This is a genomic window from Hydrogenophaga pseudoflava (assembly GCF_031020795.1).
GTDB lineage: Bacteria > Pseudomonadota > Gammaproteobacteria > Burkholderiales > Burkholderiaceae_C > Hydrogenophaga > Hydrogenophaga pseudoflava_A.
The window spans coordinates 59,117-75,545 of sequence record NZ_JAVHJP010000002.1 but is presented as its reverse complement, the minus strand read 5'-3'; the positions used below and the strand labels follow the sequence as shown (position 1 = coordinate 75,545).

The following is a 16,429-nucleotide window of genomic DNA, read 5'->3' as shown; positions in this document are numbered from 1 at the left end:
AAACATCAAGTGAACTTTTGGAAGCCGATAAATTCCATTTAAGAACTTAAGTACAGGGTTTTCCCCATGCGCGACCTCGATCTCAAATCCCTGCGGCTGCTGGTGGCCGTGTGCGACCACGGCAACATGAAAGACGCCGCGGCGCAGGAACACATCGAACCCTCGGCCATCAGCAAGCGCATCGCCCAGCTGGAAGACGCGATCGGCACCCAGGTGCTGGTGCGCGGGCGGCGCGGCGCCGAGCCCACACCGGCCGGCCGCGCCCTGCTGGAACACGCGCGCACCGTGCTCTTCACCATGGACCGCATCGAGGCCGACATGGCCGCCTTCAAGGGCGGCATCAAGGGTCAGGTACGCGTGGTGGCCAGCGCATCGGCCATCGCCGAATCGCTGCTCGACGACCTCACCGCCTTCATGCGCGCGCCCGAACACCAGCACATCAAGGTCGACATCGAGGAGCGCTTCTCAAAGGACATCGTGGGTATGGTGCGGGAGGGGGTGGTCTCGCTCGGGGTGTGCTGGGGCAACATCGACTTCGGCGGCCTGGAGCACCGGCCCTACCGGCGCGACGAACTGACCCTGGCGGTGCCACTGGACCACCCGCTTGCAAAGCACGAAGCCCTGCATTTCGAGGACACGCTGGGCTACGAACACGTGGGACTGCAGCCCTCCACCGCCGTCAACACCATGCTGGGGCGCGCTGCCGCCAAGGCAGGGCGCCACATGAGCTACCGGGTGGTGGTGTCAAACTTCGACGCTGCGTTCCGCGTCGTGGCCGCGGGCCTGGGCATCAGCGTGGTACCGCGACAGGTCAGCGAGATCTACGTCTCGGCAGGGCAGGTTCGCATCATCCGGCTGCTCAATGAATGGGCCCAGCGCGAGTTCGCCATCTGCTACCGAGGCCATGGCGATCTCACACCCGCCGCAGGGCGTCTGCTGGAGTTCCTGGTGGGCAAAGCCAAGACCGATGTGCGAGACACCGCCTGAGCGTGACGTTTATTTCCCAGGGTGATGTTCACAACTCACCGAACATCTGGCCTTGTCCCCTTTCACTCCCCCGCCCCCTCCATCACCCCCACCAATCGCCGCAGCACCACCGTCTCCCGCTGCCCGTGCGCCTGCAGCGCTTCGCGGCAGGCGTGGCGCACGGCCAGGCGCTGGCCGGGTTTCTGCATCAGGGCGTACACGGACTGGGCGGTGGGGTTGGCGCGTTCGCCCAGCGCGGGGTCCAGCCGCACGTCCATGTCCAGTTCGGGCGCCACAGCGCGGGCGATGGCGCGGAAGGACCATGAACCGGCCATGACCGGGTGGTGGCAGTGCTCGCGGGCGATCTGGAACAGGTCGACGATGCGGGCCTGCAGCGCGTCCAGCGCAGGGGCGAGGTCGTCGAACCACTGGGCCAGTTCGCGGATGCGGTTGCGTTCGAAGCCGGCGTTGTAGGCCAGCACGGCGCCTTCGGTGCCCAGCGCGCGCAGCAGGGTTTCGGCGAAGGCCCGGCGCGGGTCGCTGCCCTGGCCATCCGCCAGAAAGTGCTGCTCGGTCCACTGGCCGTCGGCCGCCTCGGTCGCGCAGCTCCACTGGAACGGCAGGGTCTGGTACGGCCGCGTGCCGGACCAGACGGGTACCGCCATGCCGATGGTGTCGATGCGCAGGCAGTGGCGCGGGTGGGGCCAAGCGCGTGCGACGGTCGCCGCCGCAGGCACGAACTGCAGTGGCCCGCCGGCCCCTCCTGCCCGCCGGGCGCGGCGCGGCGGTGCGCAGGCATTGCAGCTGGCAGCGAATTCGCAGCCTTCGCCCTGGTGGCAGTGCGGGCCGGGTGTGGCCGCGGGTTCGGCGCCGCGTTCGCAGTGGCGCATGCTGCCCAGCCACTGCGCCACCGGGCGGGTGCCCAGCACCGGGCGCAGGTCCACTTCGCGAAACAGGCCGGCGTAGCAGCCGTGGCCGGGGTAGACGAAGTCGGTGTCCACCAGCAGCAGGCCGGCACCCTGCACCGCAAAGCCGCAGCGTGCGGCCACGTGGGTCCAGAGGGCGACGGTGTCGATGTCGCTGTCGTCGCCCACGGTGGCGTGGCGCACCTTGTACAGGCGCAGTCCGCCGCCGGGCGCGGCGCCCAGCACGTCGATGCGCACCTGCACCCGGTCTTCGCTGGTGAGGCAGGCCCCGAGGATGGCCCAGCCTTCGGGCAGGTGCTCGTCGCTGTCCAGGCAGTCGAGTGTGTGGCCCATGGCCTGCACCCACTGCGACGGCGTCTGCGGTGGCGCCACGGTGTCGGCGTGCGGGAAGGACGCACGCAGCGCCACATCCGGATCGGGCGGCGGCTGAAGCGCGGTCATGGGCTCGCCGCGCTGCAGGCGGTGGCGCGCGAGCCAGAAGCGGCGTTCGCAACTGCGCCAGCGGCGCAGGTCATCGGGACTGAACAGGGGAGCCAGCAACATTTGGGGACAACACGACAAAGCCGACACAGAACGGGGCCGGCAGAGCGGTGTAGCAACTGGCGTGCACGGTGGACGTCGTCCTCTGCCACTTCGACGACTGCAGCCACGCGCTGCTGTACCCGCGCTGGGAACAGGGCATGTTGTGGCCGCTGACCCGTCACCAGATCTTCCAGGGGGCCTTGGTGCTGGCCCAGAGGCTTTCCAGATAGTTCTTGTCGCGCAGCGTATCCATGTTCTGCCAGAAGCTGTCGTGGCGATGCGCCGCCAGCTTGCCTTCGTGGGCCAGTTGTGTGAGCGGCTCCTGCTCCAGCACACATTCGTCGCCCGGGAAATAGTCGAACACCTCGGGCTCCATGACGAAGAAGCCGCCATTGATCCACGCCCCGTCCCCCTTGGTCTTCTCGCTGAAGTTGTGGATCTTGCTGTCGTCCTCTTTCAGCGCAAAAGCCCCGAAGCGTCCGGGCGGTTGCACCGCGGTCAACGTGGCCACCGCTTTCTGCTCGTGGTGAAAAGCCAGCAGCTTGTTCATGTCCATGTCGCAGACGCCGTCGCCATACGTCAGGCAGAAGGTCTCCCCCTCCACATAGTCCTTGATTCGCTTGATGCGCCCGCCGGTCATGGTCGTTTCGCCGGTATCGACCAGGGTCACCCGCCACGGCTCGGCCTGGGTGTGGTGCACCTCCATCTTGTTGTTCTTGATGTCGAAAGTGAAATCGGCTGTGTGGAGGAAATAGTTGGCGAAATATTCTTTGATCACATAGCCCTTGTAACCGCAGCAGATGATGAAGTCGTTGATTCCGGCCTTGGAATAGATCTTCATGATGTGCCAAAGCATGGGCTTGCCACCGATTTCAATCATCGGTTTGGGCCGGGTGGCGCTTTCTTCGCTGATCCGGGTTCCGTAGCCGCCTGCCAGAATGACTGCTTTCATTTCCTTGCGCCCTTGCCTGGGTTATTCAATTGGTCTGTAAGAACAAAATCTGAGGATTCGTTCAGCCGATTTCAGCGAACGCCCATCTTCCAGAAATCATGAGGGGACAAATCCTTCATCTTCCTGCCTGAAACAAGCACCTTCAGCACCACCCACACCGGCACCACAATGTCGTGAACCATCCTGGCCAACAGGATGGGCACGCAAGCCAGCATGAACAGATACGAATCTGCCCCACGCCGGATATAGGCCAGCGACCGGAAGAACAGGTGTATTTTCCGAATCACATGCCCCAGATAAGTCAATCCGGGGTGGCGAGCGTGCTGCGGCACGTCATGCGCCGGTTTGCTGGTCATGGTCTTGCGCCACAAGGGCTTGTCCAGTGACGCCAGAACGAAATTGCCCTTGGCCGCCAGAAAATACAAGGAAGGAAACGCGACGTTGTAAACCGTGGTGATTTTCGGAAACAGCCACAGCTTGTATGCAATGTCCTTGGCGCGCTGACGCCGGATGAGCGCGTGGTTGCTGCGGTCCAGCAATTGTTTGGTGAGCTTGTAGATTCTCACCAGCGCATATCGGTGCCCGTAATCTTCAATGACCGGTTCGCCTTCGTATTCCTGCGTCTCTTTGTTGAAGAGGCGGTAGGGACAGAATGCCAAGATCGCGTCGGGTTCCGCAAGCAGTTTGTTGACCAGAACCTCGACGAATTCGGGCTCCCAGTGGTCGTCTGCCGCCGCCCACATGAAAAACTCGCCTGTGGCCTGCTCGGCCACATAGGTCCAGTTGCCGGGCAGCCCCAGGTTCTTCTCCTGCCGCACGTACCGGATGCGAGGGTCCCGGGCGCCATATTCCTGGCAGATTCGCGCTGTGGCATCGGTCGACGCGTTGTCGGACAACACCAATTCGATGTTCCGGTAGGTTTGTCCCAGCAGGCAATCCAGCGTGCGCGCCAGGGATTTTTCACCGTTGTATACCGGCACACCAATGCTGACCAATGGGGCATTGTTCATTTTTTGACCAGGCGCAGCCATTCTGGCGAAACGGTTTCAATTGCTGAAATAGGCGTTTTGCTCGGCGCGGAGTTGGTCACTCAATCGGCCTTCGGGCACCGTGACGTCGTCCATGCACAGCACCTGGTCCTTGGGAACGTCGCGTTTGAGGCGGCACCCCTCGGCCAAACCCATCGGAAGCAGACGGCCCTGGTTCACCACCTGCGAGTTTTCGGCCAAACCGTAGGTCATGTAGCCGCCAATGCCATCAATCAATTGGCCGGCTTTCAGGTCGATTTTGGCGGTGGCCACCACATCCACGCAGGGCCCGGCAATGGGCGCAATGGCCGCATCTGCGAACAACACCGCGCGCGCCACCGTATTGGGCACCTCAAAATGGCACAGGTGGTAGGGTGTGTAGAAACAATACAGCGGCCCTTCGCCCAGCTTGTACAGATTGAGATAGTGTTTTTGCTGGGGATGGTCGTGGGTGCCCAATACAAACACACCAGGATTGGGGGCCGCGCCCACCACGTAATCCACGATCCCCGGGCCTTGCAGCAGTTCTTCCAGCGGATACCAGTTGACGGCCTCGGTGATCGGGGTGCCGGCCGCCACCGTGGGCCCGAACATGCCGCGTTGGGCCACCCGCATGCCGGTGGCGTTGGCCACGATGGCCTGCTCGTAGGAAATCTTGGTGCCATCGGCAAACGAGGTCACCATGGCAGGGTTCTGCCCCCACTTTTTTGCAAATCCTTCCTGCGTGGTCGGATTGCGATAGGGATCGTGCAGGCCTTTGATGTTGCCGCAGAGGACGGGCTTCACCCCAATCCCTTTGACGAACCGGTACAGGTTCATGATGACGCCGGGCTGGTCGCCATCGACATTGGTGAGCACCACGCCGGCCTTGTCGGCATATACCTTGAGAATCGGGCCCACCGTGCCGTCCAGCTCGGCATTCATCATCACCACGTGCTTGCCGTGCTGGATGGCCCTGAACACCACCTGGGCGCTGAACTCCACAGCGCCGGTCACCTCGATGATCGCGTCGATGCCCTGCGCCTCGCACAGCAGAAACGCGTCGTCGGTGATCGCGCAGCGGTCATTCGCGATGGCATCTTCGAGCTGCGCCACGGTTTCAACCACCGCCACGTCCTGGACATTGGCTTCGTTGTAGGCGCGCCGGGCTTGTTCCAGGTTCCGGTTGGACACCGCCACGAGTTTCATGCCCGGGGTCGATTGGATGATTTGCAGCGCAACACCGCGCCCCATGAAACCTGCGCCCACCATGGCCACCCGCACCGGGTTGTTGTCGGCCTGGCGCTTCTTCAGCGCGCTGTCAATGATGATCATGATCTTGGAGTTTCAATTCGTAATGCGGCACCCACGCTGGGTGGATCGATATGGCGACAATTCCGCTCAGATCTTCATGTCGGGCCAGCTGGCGTCCTTGTCGGAAATGACCTGGACCTCCTGCGGCCAGATGATTCCCAATGCCGGATCGTTGTATCGGAGGCCACGCTCCGAACCCGGGTGGTACACCTGCGAAACTTGGTAGGTGACTTCACAATCGTCCACCAGGGTGATGAATCCATGCGCGAAATGCTGGGGCACGAACAGCATTCGGTGATTGCTGCTGCTCAACTCCACACCGATCCACTGCCGGTAGGTCGGAGATTCGGGGCGAAGATCGACAATCACGTCGTAGATGGCCCCCTGCGTGCATCTCACCAGCTTGGTTTCGGCATAGGGCGATTCCTGGTAATGCATGCCGCGCAATGTGCCCTGGTGTTTGCTCAGGGACACATTGGTCTGCACCACCTTGCTGATGAGCCCATGACGCTCGAATTCGTCTTGGCAGAAAGACCGGGCAAAGAACCCGCGGGAATCTCCGCGCTTTTCCAGATCAATGATGTAGGCACCCGCCAGTTTGGTTTCGGTGAAGATCATCAAACGCTCCAGAAGAACTTGTCGTCGATCTGGCGGGTGCGGATGAGGTATTCAATCTGCTTGAGGCGGGTGAAGGCGCGGAAGTTGAAGATGTCGGGCGCCATGTCGATGCGTTTGAACACTTCGTAGAGCTGCTCTGCACCAATGCGCGCGTTGCGCTTGCATTGGAAGCCCAGCTGGGTGCTGATCTTGTCGAACGACACCCGGTAGCTGCGGTTGTCCGCGTCGTGCTGGCCGAAGCTGAGCGCGCACCCGGTGAAGGTCTCGGCCACGATTTCGGCGATTTCCTTGACCCGGTAGTTGTCGGAAGTGGCGCCCACGTTGAAGACCTGGTTGTGGACCTTCTCGCGGGGCGCCTCCAGCACGCAGCCGATGGCATCGCAAATGTCCAGCACATGCACCAGCGGGCGCCAGGGCTGCCCGTCGCTGGTCATCTTGATTTCCCTGGTGGTCCACGCCAGTCCGGACAGGTTGTTCAGCACGATGTCGAAGCGCATGCGCGGCGACGGCCCATAGGCGGTGGCGTTGCGCAGGAAGGTCGGGCTGAAATGCTCGGAGGCCAGCGGCGACACATCGCGCTCGACCCTCACCTTGCACTTGGCGTAGGCGGTTTGCGGATCGGTGGCCGATTCTTCGGTCTTGAAATCGTCCCCCCCAATGCCATACACGCTGCAGGACGACGTGTAAACGAAACGGCTCACGCCGACGTTCTTGCATTTCCGGGCCAATTCCACCGAACCCAGGTGATTGATCTCATAGGTGATGTCCTGGTTGAGCTTTCCCAGCGGATCGTTGGACAATTCGGCCAGATGCACCACCGCCTCGAATCCTTCAAGGTCTTTTTCGGTGATATTGCGAATGTCCTTGCTGATCCATTGGGGCGATTGTTTGACGGCATTGAACAGCCAGCCGTCCCGGTAGAAACCGGTATCGATGCCCACCACCTCGTGACCGCGCTCCAGCAGCACCGAACCCAGCAAGCTTCCAATGTAGCCATCAATCCCGGTAACCAGTATTTTCACAATTGCTCAGCCTTTGCAGATGTTCAAGATTTTCGAGATGCAATACAGGCGATTGACGCGATGCACATGATTTCGCCCAACGACCTCAGACCCGGGAGGGGTATTGTTTTAGGGGCGCGCGCAGCACGGCGAAATATTCACCTCGGCCGCGAGGATAGCCGGGCAGGCGTGAACGGCTCAATGCCGGATCGCACGAAGCTTGACCTAGCTCAATTCCGAATTGCAAGGCACGCCCGGTTCAGCGGCATGGTGTGGCGCAATCCACTGCATTTAAGTGGAAATTAAGCCTTATTTAAACCGCACTTAAGTCGACCAGCCCTAGCCGATCAGCGCCACCGCCTTGATCTGCGCCCACAACGCCAGATCCGGCCGCAGGTTCAGCGCGCCGGCGGAGCGCCGCGTCAGGCGCGCCAGCAGCGACGACGAACCGCTGCCCACCCGCAGGCGGCACAGCGCCAGCGCCGGGTGGCTCTCGTCGGCCAGCTCGTCCACCACCACCGGCAGGCTGTTGAGCAGACTGGTGTCGGCCGGTGGGGACAGCGCCAGGCTCACGTCGCGCGCCAGGATGCGGATGCGCACCGGGGTGCCTTTGTCCTGCCCGCCGTCGCGCACCCACAGGCAGCCGCCCGGGAAGGCCACGCGCGCCAGGTGCCACTGCACATCGCGTTCGACCACCACGCCTTCGAGCACCACGCCCGCGTCCTCCCCCAGGCGGATGGGGAGCTGAACGCGCGAGAGCACCTCGGCCAGCGGGCCGGCGGTCACCACGCGGCCAGCATCGAGCGCCACGATGTGGTGGGCCAGCCGCGCCACCTCGTCGGGCGCGTGGCTCACGTAGACCACCGGAATGTCCAGCTCGCGCGTGAGCCGTTCCAGGTAGGGCATCAGCTCGCTCTTGCGCGCCAGGTCCAGCGCGGCCATGGGCTCGTCCATCAGCAGCAGCTGCGGGCCGGTGAGCAGCGCGCGCGCAATGGCGATGCGCTGGCGCTCGCCGCCCGACAGGCCGTCGGTTCGCCGCTGCAGCAGGTGGCCGATGCCCAGCAGTTCGATGGCCCGCTCGCGCGCCACGCGCTGCCCGGCGTCGCCCGCACGGCGGCGGCCATAGTCCAGATTGGCCTGCACGCTCAGGTGCGCAAACAGCGCCGGTTCCTGGAACACATAGCCCAGCGGGCGACGGTGCGTGGGCAGGCTCTGTGCGCCGTCCTGCCAGACGGCGCCATTGACCACGCAGCGCCCGCCCGGCGTGGGGTTGAGGCCGGCGATGCAGCGCAGCAGCGTGGACTTGCCGCAGCCCGAGGGGCCGAACAGCGCGCTCACGCCCTGACCCGGCAGGCTCAGGTCGACATCGAGCGTGAAACCAGGGAAGTCCTGCCGGAAGCGGAGGTCCAGGCTCATGACGAACGGCTCCAGCCCCGGCCGTTGAGCAACAGCAGCACCGCGAACGAAAACACCAGCATGCCACCGGCCAGCCCGTGCGCGTGGGTGTACTCCATGGCTTCCACGTGGTTGTAGATCGCCATCGACAGCACCTGGGTCTGGCCCGGGATGTTGCCGCCGATCATCAGCACCACGCCGAACTCGCCCACGGTGTGCGCAAAGCCCAGCACGGCGGCCGTGACGAAGCCCGGCCGCGCCAGCGGCAGCGCCACGGTGAAGAACGCGTCCCACGGCGAGGCGCGCAAGGTGGCGGCCGCTTCCATGGGCGCGCGGCCGATGGCGGCGAAGGCCTGCTGCAGCGGCTGCACCACGAAGGGCATGGAGTACAGGCACGAGGCCACCACCAGCCCGGCAAAGGTGAAGGGCAGCAGCCCCAGGCCCAGCGCCTGCGTGAGCCGTCCCACCGGCCCGTTCGGCCCCATCAGCACCAGCAGGTAGAAGCCCAGCACCGCGGGCGGCAGCACCAGCGGCAGCGTCACCACCGAGCCGACCAGCCCCTTGAGGCGCGAGTCCGTGCGCGCCAGCCACCAGGCCAGCGGCGTGCCCAGCACCAGCAGCAGCACGGTGGTCAGCCCAGCCAATTGGACCGTGAGCCAGACGGCGGCGAGGTCGGCGGCGCTGGGCATGGCGCGCTCACTTCGCGGTGTCGTAGCCGTAGGACCGGATCAGCGCCTGCGCCTTGGTGCCCTGCAGGTACTTCAGCAGCGCCGCCGGTCCGGCCTTGCCCTGGCCGGGGTTGAGCAGCACCGCGTCCTGGCGGATGGGGGTGTGCAGTTCGGCCGGCACGATCCAGGCCGAGCCGTCGATCCTGCCGTCCTTGAGCACCTGCGACAGCGCCACGAAGCCCAGTGGCGCGTTGCCACTGGCGACGAACTGGTGGGCCTGCGCGAGGGTCTCGCCGGTCACGAGCCTGGGCGTCAACGCGTCGTACACACCCAGCTTCTTCATCACCTCGACCCCGGCCGCGCCGTAGGGCGCGAGCCTGGGATCGGCGATGGCGAGGCGCTCGAAGGCGCCGCCCTTGAGCACCGCGCCCCTGTCGTCCACCAGACCCGGTTTGGCCGACCACAGCACCAGCTTGCCGATGCCGTAGCTGAACGCGCTGCCGGCCACGGCCACGCCCTCCTTCACCAGCTTCGCGGGCGTCTCGTCGTCGGCCGCCAGCAGCACCTCGAACGGCGCGCCGTTCCTGATCTGGGCGTAGAACTTGCCGGTCGATCCGAACGAAGCGACCAGCCTGTGGCCGGTGTCCTTCTCGAACTCGGCCGCGATCTTGTTGAACGGTGCCGTGAAGTTGGCCGCGACAGCCACCGGGATGTCGTCGGCGCGCGCAGCGGTGCTCGCCAGCAGCAGGCCGGCGAACAGCCGCGCAACAAAGGATGGGATGGTCATGGGAACACTCCTGGGATGAAAGGACAACTCAATGGCGCGAAAACAGGTCGCGCAGCCTGCACAGCGCGGTGGTCACGTCAAAGCGCGTGTCGGGCAGCGCCTCACCGGCCAGCACCTTCTGCAGCGCGGCGCGCGGGTCGCTCTCGCCGGTCAGCAGCACCTGCGCGCCCCAGCCCGCCATGTGGCGCAGGAAGCCGTCGCCCGCGCTGCCCGCGATCAGCACCTGCACGCCGTGCAGCGGGTGCGGGCCGTCGTCCTTGAAGTGGTGGGGCAGTTGCTCCTTGGTCAGCGCGATGCGCTGCGGCTCGGGCAGCGGCGCATCGGGACGGCAATCAAACAGCAGCCACTCGCGGGCCTGCCCCGCGTGGCCGCTGACCAGGCTCCAGTCCTGGTGGGTGGCGATGGCGACTTTCATGAGGGATCTCCTTTGGAACTCAGTCGTTGACCATGAGGAACACGCTGGAGGCCTTGAACACGGCCGTCACCGGCTGACCGAGCGCCAGGCGCAGGCGGTCGACGCTGGCGCTCGTGATGACGGCGGTGAGCGTGTGCTGGCCACCGGGCAGGGCCAGCGTCACCTCGGCGTTGACCCGTCCGAGGTGCAGGGCCCGGACCGTGCCACGAAAGCGGTTGCGGGCGGACACGCGGGTACCTTCGTCACCCACCATGAGCACGATGGACGAAGCCTTGACGAAGGCCATCGCCTCCCGGCCCTCGGCCAGGCCCATGGACTGCACGGACTCGTTGGTGACCAGCGCGGTGAGCAACAAGCCGGGGCCGAGCGCCAGGCTCACCTCGCTCTCGACCTCGCCGGGGCTGAGGGCGCCGACCGGCCCGGCGAACTGGTTGCGTGCACTGCTTTTCATGTGGAGCCTTTTGAGAATGGCGCGGTAGGCCGCGATGTCGGGATCACCCGCGCGGTCGAGCTGCAGGCTCAGGCGCGCCATGGCGGCCTGCGACTCCTGCTCCAGTGCGCGGTAGAAGGCGATCAGGCGGCGGCCGAAGTCGGTGAGTTCGCTGCCGCCGCCGTGGCGCCCGCCGGTGGCGCGCAGCACCAGCGGCTCGGGCGCGACGTTGTTCATGTCGTCCACCGCGTCCCACGCGGCCTTGTAGGCCATGGGCACCGCCTTGGCCGCCTGCAGGATGGAGCCATGCAACGCGATCGCTTCGAGCAGTCGGATGCGCTTCTCGCCCAGGAAGCCTCCAGCGGCGGTGTCGATCAGCAGCTTGCCCATGAGGGGCGGTACGACGGCATTCACGGTTGGCCCTTGTATGCATGGCGACACAACGGTCCTCCGGTGTGGGTTTCGTTGTGTGCTTCGCTACACAACGCCGGTGGACGAGGGTGTCTTGATCTGTCTTTGCAAAACGCAGGCCAGCCTGCGCGGACCCGCCGCGTTCAGTCTGGCGACATCACGAACAGCTGGGGCTGGCTCTGCCGGTACACGCGCAGCCACAGCAGCGTGGCGGGCACCACGGAGTGGATGGCGAACCAGATCGCGTCGTCGAGGTCCTCGCCCGCCCCGGCCTGCAGGCGCAGAGAGAGCAGGCGCCAGCCCTCCCAGTCCAGCTCGGGCATGTCTTGCCGCGCGGAGGGCGGCACAGCGATCGCACTGCCCGCCAGCACGCGCAGGTGCCGCAGCAGTTCGGCGCGGGTCAGGCGCGAGCGGCGCAGATCGGCTTCGTCCAGGCCTTCGGCCAGGGTGGCCACGTCCAGCCCAGCCTGCTCGATCAGGTTCAGCAAGGCGCTGGTGGCGATCCGGTGCCCCGCATCCATCACGCCGCCTCCAGCGCCGCGGGCGCGACCACCAGGCGTGCGTTGAGTTCCAGCGCGAACTCGCGCCAGGCGGCCGCCAGGTCGCGGGTGATCGCACGCAACAGCTCCGCGTCGGGCCGGTGGTCCTGCGGAAAGTTCGACAGCGCACACGACGTGCCGTTGTGCGCCAGGGCCTCGTCCAGCAGCGCCTTGTTCCAGCCTTCGAAGGCCTTGAGCAGCACGGGCGTGAGCGCGTGGCGGCCCTGGTCGGTGTGTGCGCTGCCGCACCACGGCGCGAAGGCGTCGAGCCGGGCCAGCGCCTCGCTGTAGGTCTGGTCGGCCACCGCGAGCAGCGCGCGCTGCGTCAGCTGTTGATGCTGCTGGGCCGAGAGCAGGCGCACCAGCTGTTGCCGGTAGCGCTCACCCGCGAGGGCGCGCAGGCGCTGCACCACGGCCGTGAAGCCGGCGATGGCGCTGGCCTGGTCACCGGCGGCATCGGTGGTGGCGTCGATGGTGGTGGGCGCCAGCAGCGCGTGGGCGATGCGTTCGGCCGCGGCCAGCGCGCCTTCCATGTGGCCGGCGCCGTGCGTGGCGGTTTCGGTGCCGCCGAACCACAGGCGCCCGCCCCAGTGGCCGCGCCGCAGCAGCGCATCGGCCTGCGGCCAGGCGGGCGGCTCGGCGCGGTCGGCCTCGCTGCAGGTCCAGCGCTCCAGCGCCCAGTCCTGCAGCACCAGCGTGCCCGATTGCGCGTCAATCCCGTAAAGCTGTGCCAGCTGGCTCTCGATCAGCAGCGGCAGCCCAACCCGGAAGTGTTCGCGCTGCGCCGCGCTCAGTGCCACGAAACCGCCCAAAGCACCCGCGGGCTCACGGCTCTGGTCGAACACCTCGCCCAGCACCGCCTGCGGGTGGCGCACGAAGGCGTTGCCTGAATGGCCGGCGTCGCGCCAGAACGGCGTGGCAAACGCCACCACCGCCTTGGCCTGCGCCGCCATCCAGGTGGGGGTGTCTTTCAGGGCCTCGTCCAGCGCGGCCGGCAAGGGCGGGTCGAAGGCGATGCGCTCCTGCACCAGCCGCGGCGGCAGCGCCAGCACCACGCGGCGCGCGCGCAGCGCCGGGCCGCCGGTGCGCAGCAGCTCGACACTGTCGCCCAGGTCGCGCAGCCCCAACAAGGCCGAGCCGGTGATCACGCAGCCGTCGGGCAAGGCCGCCCGCAGCGCATCGGTCAGGCGCGCACTGCCGCCCCGGATGCGCCGCGCCCCCGCGTGCACACCGCCGGCCTCCTGCCGCCGTTCGGGCGCGCGGTTCGGGTCGGTGAGCCAGAGCGCGTCGCCGGGATCGTGCTGTCCGGAGCTCTCCAGCCCCAGCGCCGCGAGCAGCGCCACCATGTGCGGCTCGGTGTCCGGCCAGAACCAGGATGGGCCAAGGTCCAGCGGCTGGCCGGTGGCGGCGTCGGTCTGCGTCAGCACGCGCCCGCCCACACGCTCGCGCGCTTCGAGCAGGCACACGCGCTGGCCGCGCACCACCAGCCGATGCGCCAGCGCCAGACCACACAGGCCGGCGCCGACGATCACCACGTCCCGCATCAGCGGCACAACCTCGGCCATGGTGTGGTCAAACAAACGTCAAGAGTTCCACCGTGACCGGCTCGTCGCCCAGCACCGCCTGGCAGGCCAGCCGCGACTTGGAGCCCACGCCCACCAGGGTGTCAAGCTTGTCGTTTTCCGGCTTCTGGATGCGCGAGATGGTCTTGCGGCCTTCGGTCACGAAGATGTGGCAGGAACCGCAGCTGGCGTTGCCGCCGCATTTCTGGGCAATGGCCTCGCCCGCGGCGAGCAGGGCTTTCATGATGGTGGTGCCGGCGGCCACGTCGTAGGTCTTGCCGGAGGGGAGCACGGTGAGTGTGGTCATGGTCTTCTCTGTGGTTTCGTGGGACGACAAAAATGGAATGCGCTCAGGCCGGCTCGGCCTGCAGCGCGTCGGTGAGCCGGGCGGCGACCTCGGCCAGCGGCAGAGGAATGCGCGTGATGCCCTGCTCTTCGAGGAAGCGCGCCTCCATGCGCGTGGGTTCGTCGGGCAGCACGGCCCAGTGCGTGTCGCTGGAGCGCTTCATGATCTGGCGCGCGAAGCTGCGGGTGAGCTGGTCGTCGAAGCGGCAGCCCAGGAACAGGAAGCCCCTGCCCTTGCGGCGCTCCTGCACCACGGCGGGGATGGGGGTCTGGATGTCGATCTCCGTCAGCACCTCGACGTAGTCGCTGTCGGAAACGAGGTAGTTGCTGGCCGGGCTGCGGCCGCCGATGGGGCGGTAGAGCAGCGGCGTGGCGCCGGTGGCCGGCGTGTCGGCGATGTGGCCTTCGGCGCCGTAGTCGGCGGTCCACTGGCCGAAGTGTTCGGACTGCGACAGGCCCTGGATCTGGCGCCAGCCGCCCTGCGGCCGTGCGGCCTTCATGGCGGCCAGCATGGTGTCGTCGTACCAGGTGTCGACCCAGAGCGTGGCGCCGCTGGCGGCCAGCGCGCGGTGCAGCGGCGACGGCGCGGGCACGGGCGCATAGGCCTCGTCCATGATCATCACCACCGACTTGCGGTGCTTGAAGTTCTCGATGAACTGCGCCGCCTGCGTGAGCTTCTGGCGGATCTTGTGCGGCACGCTGACCCTGGCGGTCATCAGCGCCACCAGCGCGGCCGGCGTGGCGGGCACGGCCACGTCGTCGCACAGCGACAGCATGCCGGAACCCAGGTAGGGGATGACCCGCCCGGCGTCGAGCTGGCGGGCGATGTCGGCGATCAGGCCATCGATGGCGTCGGACATGGGTGTTCCTTCAGAGGTAAATGGCTGCGCCCGCACCGACATTGGTCGCGGTGTCCTTGAGCGTCTTGACGATGTACTTGACCTGTTCCGCGTCCAGGCCGGTGTGCAGCGGCAGGGCCAGCGCGCGGTCGCCGATGCGGTCGGTGTCGGGCAGCACGCCGCGCTGTCGGCCCGTGGCGCCGGCGGCGTTCATGTAGAAGAACTGCTGGTGCAGCGGGTGGCTGTAGGCCGCGGTCTCGACGCCGCAGGCCTTCATGTCCTCGATCATCTGGGTGCGTGCGCTCGCGCCGAAACGCTTGCCCAGGTGCACGACGTACAGCATCCAGTGCACCTCGTCCACGTCCTCGGCCAGGTACGGCGGCTTCACGCCCTCGAAGCTCTGCATTTCGGCGTGGTACCAGGCCTCGACCCGCTTGCGCTGCAGCAGGCGTTCGTCCAGGTCGGACAGCTGCGCCAGGCCCAGTGCGGCGGTCAGCTCACTCATGCCCGCCTGCAGCGGCACGCGCGAACCGATGGAGACCGAGGCCCGGTCCGACAGGCGCCGCTGGCGCAGGTAGCGCAGCTCGATGGCCAGCGCCTCGTCGTCGGTCAGCAGCATGCCGCCTTCGCCCGTGCACAGGGCCGAGGGCATGGAGAAGTCGAACACCGACACGTCGCCGAAGCTGCCGACGCTCTGGCCCAGGTAGCGCGAACCCAGTGCCTCGGTGCTGTCCTCGATGAGCTTGAGGCCATGGGCGTCGGCCAGTGCGCGCAGCGCCTTCCAGGCGGCCGGGTGGCCGTTGGTGTTGCCGGCCAGGATGGCACGGGTGGCGGGCGTGATCTTGAGCGCGGCCTTTTCGGCGCTGAGGCAGCCGCTCCAGTAGTTGATGTCGGCGAACACCGGGGTGGCGCCTGCCAGCGTGATGGCCTGAGCCACCTGGTGCCAGGTGTGCGAGGCACAGACCACCTCGTCGCCGGGGCCGATGCCCATCGCGCGCAGGGTGATCCAGGTGCCCAGCGTGCCGCTGCCCACGGCCACCGCGTACCGCCGGCCAACCCAGCGCGCGAAGCCCTGCTCGAAGGATTCGAGCATGGGGCCGTCGCCCCAGCGCCCGGATTCGAGCACCGCCTCGACCAGCGACAGGCCCTGGTCGCTGATGGAGGACTCACACAGCGCGATGGTTTCGACGTCCATGGTGGCCTCCGTTCAGTGCTGGGTGAGGATGAACACCGAGGCCTCGTCGGCGCTCTGCGTGACGTGCCAGCAGTGGCCGTTGCTGGCCGCCAGGTAGACGTTGCGGTGGCCCAGGCGCAGGGCCGGGGTCTCGTCGCGCATGTCCATCTCGTCGACCACGATGGCGCGCACGCCGGGGTAGCGGCCGCGCAGGATGGTGGCGGCGTCGCGCAGCGTGGGGGCATAACCCACCACCTCGCGGGCGGTCTGCAGTTGTTCGCCGGAGAGTCCCATGGTGTTTCTCCTTGGATGAATCACTCTTCTGCGGATGCCAGCTTTCGCGCCTCGACCGTGATCGGCAGCGGCGTGTCGGCCGCCATGGCCGGCAGGTCCAGCTGCCAGCCGTTGGCCAGGGTCACCAGGCCGCCCCACATGTCCGGGTTGGCCATCGAGACGATGGGTTCCTCCAGGTCCTTCTTGGGCACGTAGGCGCTGAGCACGCCCTTGCTGTCTTTGCGGATCATCACTTTCATCGTCGGCTCCAGGAATGGGGGAACA

The 16,429-nt window shown here is 66.5% G+C and carries 19 protein-coding genes; 1 reads left to right on the top strand and 18 read right to left on the bottom strand.

The window, feature by feature from the left end:
* Positions 1–66: 66 nt before the first annotated feature.
* Positions 67–987 carry a LysR family transcriptional regulator gene (locus RCO38_RS06060; protein ID WP_308327418.1) on the top strand — a complete coding sequence of 307 codons (921 nt, stop codon included), beginning with the start codon at positions 67–69 and terminating at the stop codon, positions 985–987.
* A 62-nt stretch (positions 988–1,049) separates the two neighbouring features.
* Here RCO38_RS06060 and RCO38_RS06055 read toward each other — a convergent pair whose 3' ends face one another.
* The 18 genes from RCO38_RS06055 to nifT all read right to left on the bottom strand — a co-directional run bounded on the left by RCO38_RS06055 (position 1,050) and on the right by nifT (position 16,404).
* Positions 1,050–2,435, bottom strand: a complete 1,386-nt coding sequence (locus RCO38_RS06055; protein WP_308327417.1) for a DUF2779 domain-containing protein — start codon at positions 2,433–2,435, stop codon at positions 1,050–1,052.
* Positions 2,436–2,592: 157 nt separating this feature from the next.
* A complete protein-coding gene (gene rfbF / locus RCO38_RS06050; RefSeq protein ID WP_308327416.1) occupies positions 2,593–3,366 on the bottom strand; it encodes a glucose-1-phosphate cytidylyltransferase in 774 nt (257 codons plus the stop codon).
* 71 nt (positions 3,367–3,437) lie between these two features.
* Positions 3,438–4,376, bottom strand: coding sequence for a glycosyltransferase family 2 protein (locus tag RCO38_RS06045; protein ID WP_308327415.1), 939 nt, complete (start codon positions 4,374–4,376; stop codon positions 3,438–3,440).
* A gap of 36 nt (positions 4,377–4,412) precedes the next feature.
* On the bottom strand, positions 4,413–5,708 hold the full coding sequence (locus tag RCO38_RS06040; RefSeq protein WP_308327414.1) for an NAD(P)H-dependent oxidoreductase: 1,296 nt from the start codon (positions 5,706–5,708) through the stop codon (positions 4,413–4,415).
* 66 nt (positions 5,709–5,774) lie between these two features.
* The gene (rfbC, locus tag RCO38_RS06035) at positions 5,775–6,305 is read right to left on the bottom strand and encodes a dTDP-4-dehydrorhamnose 3,5-epimerase (RefSeq protein ID WP_308327413.1); all 531 of its coding nucleotides are present in this window, start codon (positions 6,303–6,305) and stop codon (positions 5,775–5,777) included.
* Positions 6,305–7,327 carry an NAD-dependent epimerase/dehydratase family protein gene (locus RCO38_RS06030; protein WP_308327412.1) on the bottom strand — a complete coding sequence of 341 codons (1,023 nt, stop codon included), beginning with the start codon at positions 7,325–7,327 and terminating at the stop codon, positions 6,305–6,307. The genes rfbC and RCO38_RS06030 overlap by 1 nt, the downstream gene beginning before the upstream one ends.
* A gap of 318 nt (positions 7,328–7,645) precedes the next feature.
* Positions 7,646–8,722: a molybdenum ABC transporter ATP-binding protein gene (gene modC, locus RCO38_RS06025; RefSeq protein WP_308327411.1), complete on the bottom strand. Its 1,077-nt coding sequence runs from the start codon at positions 8,720–8,722 to the stop codon at positions 7,646–7,648.
* Positions 8,719–9,390: a molybdate ABC transporter permease subunit gene (gene modB / locus RCO38_RS06020; RefSeq protein WP_308327410.1), complete on the bottom strand. Its 672-nt coding sequence runs from the start codon at positions 9,388–9,390 to the stop codon at positions 8,719–8,721. Before modB ends, modC begins: the two co-directional genes overlap by 4 nt.
* A gap of 7 nt (positions 9,391–9,397) precedes the next feature.
* Positions 9,398–10,156: a molybdate ABC transporter substrate-binding protein gene (gene modA / locus RCO38_RS06015; protein ID WP_308327409.1), complete on the bottom strand. Its 759-nt coding sequence runs from the start codon at positions 10,154–10,156 to the stop codon at positions 9,398–9,400.
* Positions 10,157–10,184: 28 nt separating this feature from the next.
* Positions 10,185–10,571 carry a NifB/NifX family molybdenum-iron cluster-binding protein gene (locus RCO38_RS06010; RefSeq protein ID WP_308327408.1) on the bottom strand — a complete coding sequence of 129 codons (387 nt, stop codon included), beginning with the start codon at positions 10,569–10,571 and terminating at the stop codon, positions 10,185–10,187.
* A gap of 19 nt (positions 10,572–10,590) precedes the next feature.
* On the bottom strand, positions 10,591–11,415 hold the full coding sequence (locus RCO38_RS06005) for a TOBE domain-containing protein (RefSeq protein ID WP_308327407.1): 825 nt from the start codon (positions 11,413–11,415) through the stop codon (positions 10,591–10,593).
* A gap of 140 nt (positions 11,416–11,555) precedes the next feature.
* A complete protein-coding gene (locus tag RCO38_RS06000; RefSeq protein WP_308327406.1) occupies positions 11,556–11,933 on the bottom strand; it encodes a hypothetical protein in 378 nt (125 codons plus the stop codon).
* The gene (locus RCO38_RS05995; protein ID WP_308327405.1) at positions 11,933–13,516 is read right to left on the bottom strand and encodes a flavin monoamine oxidase family protein; all 1,584 of its coding nucleotides are present in this window, start codon (positions 13,514–13,516) and stop codon (positions 11,933–11,935) included. The genes RCO38_RS06000 and RCO38_RS05995 overlap by 1 nt, the downstream gene beginning before the upstream one ends.
* Before the next feature lie 7 nt (positions 13,517–13,523).
* Positions 13,524–13,820 carry a 2Fe-2S iron-sulfur cluster-binding protein gene (locus RCO38_RS05990; RefSeq protein ID WP_308327404.1) on the bottom strand — a complete coding sequence of 99 codons (297 nt, stop codon included), beginning with the start codon at positions 13,818–13,820 and terminating at the stop codon, positions 13,524–13,526.
* A gap of 43 nt (positions 13,821–13,863) precedes the next feature.
* Entirely contained in the window at positions 13,864–14,718 is an 855-nt protein-coding gene (locus RCO38_RS05985; RefSeq protein WP_308327403.1) for an SIR2 family NAD-dependent protein deacylase, read from the bottom strand.
* Positions 14,719–14,728: 10 nt separating this feature from the next.
* A complete protein-coding gene (locus RCO38_RS05980; protein WP_308327402.1) occupies positions 14,729–15,892 on the bottom strand; it encodes a DegT/DnrJ/EryC1/StrS family aminotransferase in 1,164 nt (387 codons plus the stop codon).
* A 12-nt stretch (positions 15,893–15,904) separates the two neighbouring features.
* Positions 15,905–16,165 carry a hypothetical protein gene (locus tag RCO38_RS05975; protein ID WP_308327401.1) on the bottom strand — a complete coding sequence of 87 codons (261 nt, stop codon included), beginning with the start codon at positions 16,163–16,165 and terminating at the stop codon, positions 15,905–15,907.
* A 20-nt stretch (positions 16,166–16,185) separates the two neighbouring features.
* Positions 16,186–16,404, bottom strand: a complete 219-nt coding sequence (gene nifT, locus RCO38_RS05970) for a putative nitrogen fixation protein NifT (RefSeq protein ID WP_308327400.1) — start codon at positions 16,402–16,404, stop codon at positions 16,186–16,188.
* Between the last annotated feature and the right edge of the window lie 25 nt (positions 16,405–16,429).

What these genes read in the sequence shown, in the direction of transcription:
- RCO38_RS06040 (WP_308327414.1), bottom strand. Translation starts at nt 5,708, where the DNA reads ATGATCATCATTGACAGCGCGCTGAAGAAGCGCCAGGCCGACAACAAC.
- RCO38_RS06055 (WP_308327417.1), bottom strand. Translation starts at nt 2,435, where the DNA reads ATGTTGCTGGCTCCCCTGTTCAGTCCCGATGACCTGCGCCGCTGGCGC.
- RCO38_RS05985 (WP_308327403.1), bottom strand. Translation starts at nt 14,718, where the DNA reads ATGTCCGACGCCATCGATGGCCTGATCGCCGACATCGCCCGCCAGCTC.
- RCO38_RS05975 (WP_308327401.1), bottom strand. Translation starts at nt 16,165, where the DNA reads ATGGGACTCTCCGGCGAACAACTGCAGACCGCCCGCGAGGTGGTGGGT.
- modC (WP_308327411.1), bottom strand. Translation starts at nt 8,722, where the DNA reads ATGAGCCTGGACCTCCGCTTCCGGCAGGACTTCCCTGGTTTCACGCTC.
- RCO38_RS06045 (WP_308327415.1), bottom strand. Translation starts at nt 4,376, where the DNA reads ATGAACAATGCCCCATTGGTCAGCATTGGTGTGCCGGTATACAACGGT.
- RCO38_RS06060 (WP_308327418.1), top strand. Translation starts at nt 67, where the DNA reads ATGCGCGACCTCGATCTCAAATCCCTGCGGCTGCTGGTGGCCGTGTGC.
- RCO38_RS05990 (WP_308327404.1), bottom strand. Translation starts at nt 13,820, where the DNA reads ATGACCACACTCACCGTGCTCCCCTCCGGCAAGACCTACGACGTGGCC.
- RCO38_RS05980 (WP_308327402.1), bottom strand. Translation starts at nt 15,892, where the DNA reads ATGGACGTCGAAACCATCGCGCTGTGTGAGTCCTCCATCAGCGACCAG.
- RCO38_RS05995 (WP_308327405.1), bottom strand. Translation starts at nt 13,516, where the DNA reads ATGGCCGAGGTTGTGCCGCTGATGCGGGACGTGGTGATCGTCGGCGCC.
- modB (WP_308327410.1), bottom strand. Translation starts at nt 9,390, where the DNA reads ATGCCCAGCGCCGCCGACCTCGCCGCCGTCTGGCTCACGGTCCAATTG.
- rfbF (WP_308327416.1), bottom strand. Translation starts at nt 3,366, where the DNA reads ATGAAAGCAGTCATTCTGGCAGGCGGCTACGGAACCCGGATCAGCGAA.
- RCO38_RS06010 (WP_308327408.1), bottom strand. Translation starts at nt 10,571, where the DNA reads ATGAAAGTCGCCATCGCCACCCACCAGGACTGGAGCCTGGTCAGCGGC.
- nifT (WP_308327400.1), bottom strand. Translation starts at nt 16,404, where the DNA reads ATGAAAGTGATGATCCGCAAAGACAGCAAGGGCGTGCTCAGCGCCTAC.
- RCO38_RS06000 (WP_308327406.1), bottom strand. Translation starts at nt 11,933, where the DNA reads ATGGATGCGGGGCACCGGATCGCCACCAGCGCCTTGCTGAACCTGATC.
- rfbC (WP_308327413.1), bottom strand. Translation starts at nt 6,305, where the DNA reads ATGATCTTCACCGAAACCAAACTGGCGGGTGCCTACATCATTGATCTG.
- modA (WP_308327409.1), bottom strand. Translation starts at nt 10,156, where the DNA reads ATGACCATCCCATCCTTTGTTGCGCGGCTGTTCGCCGGCCTGCTGCTG.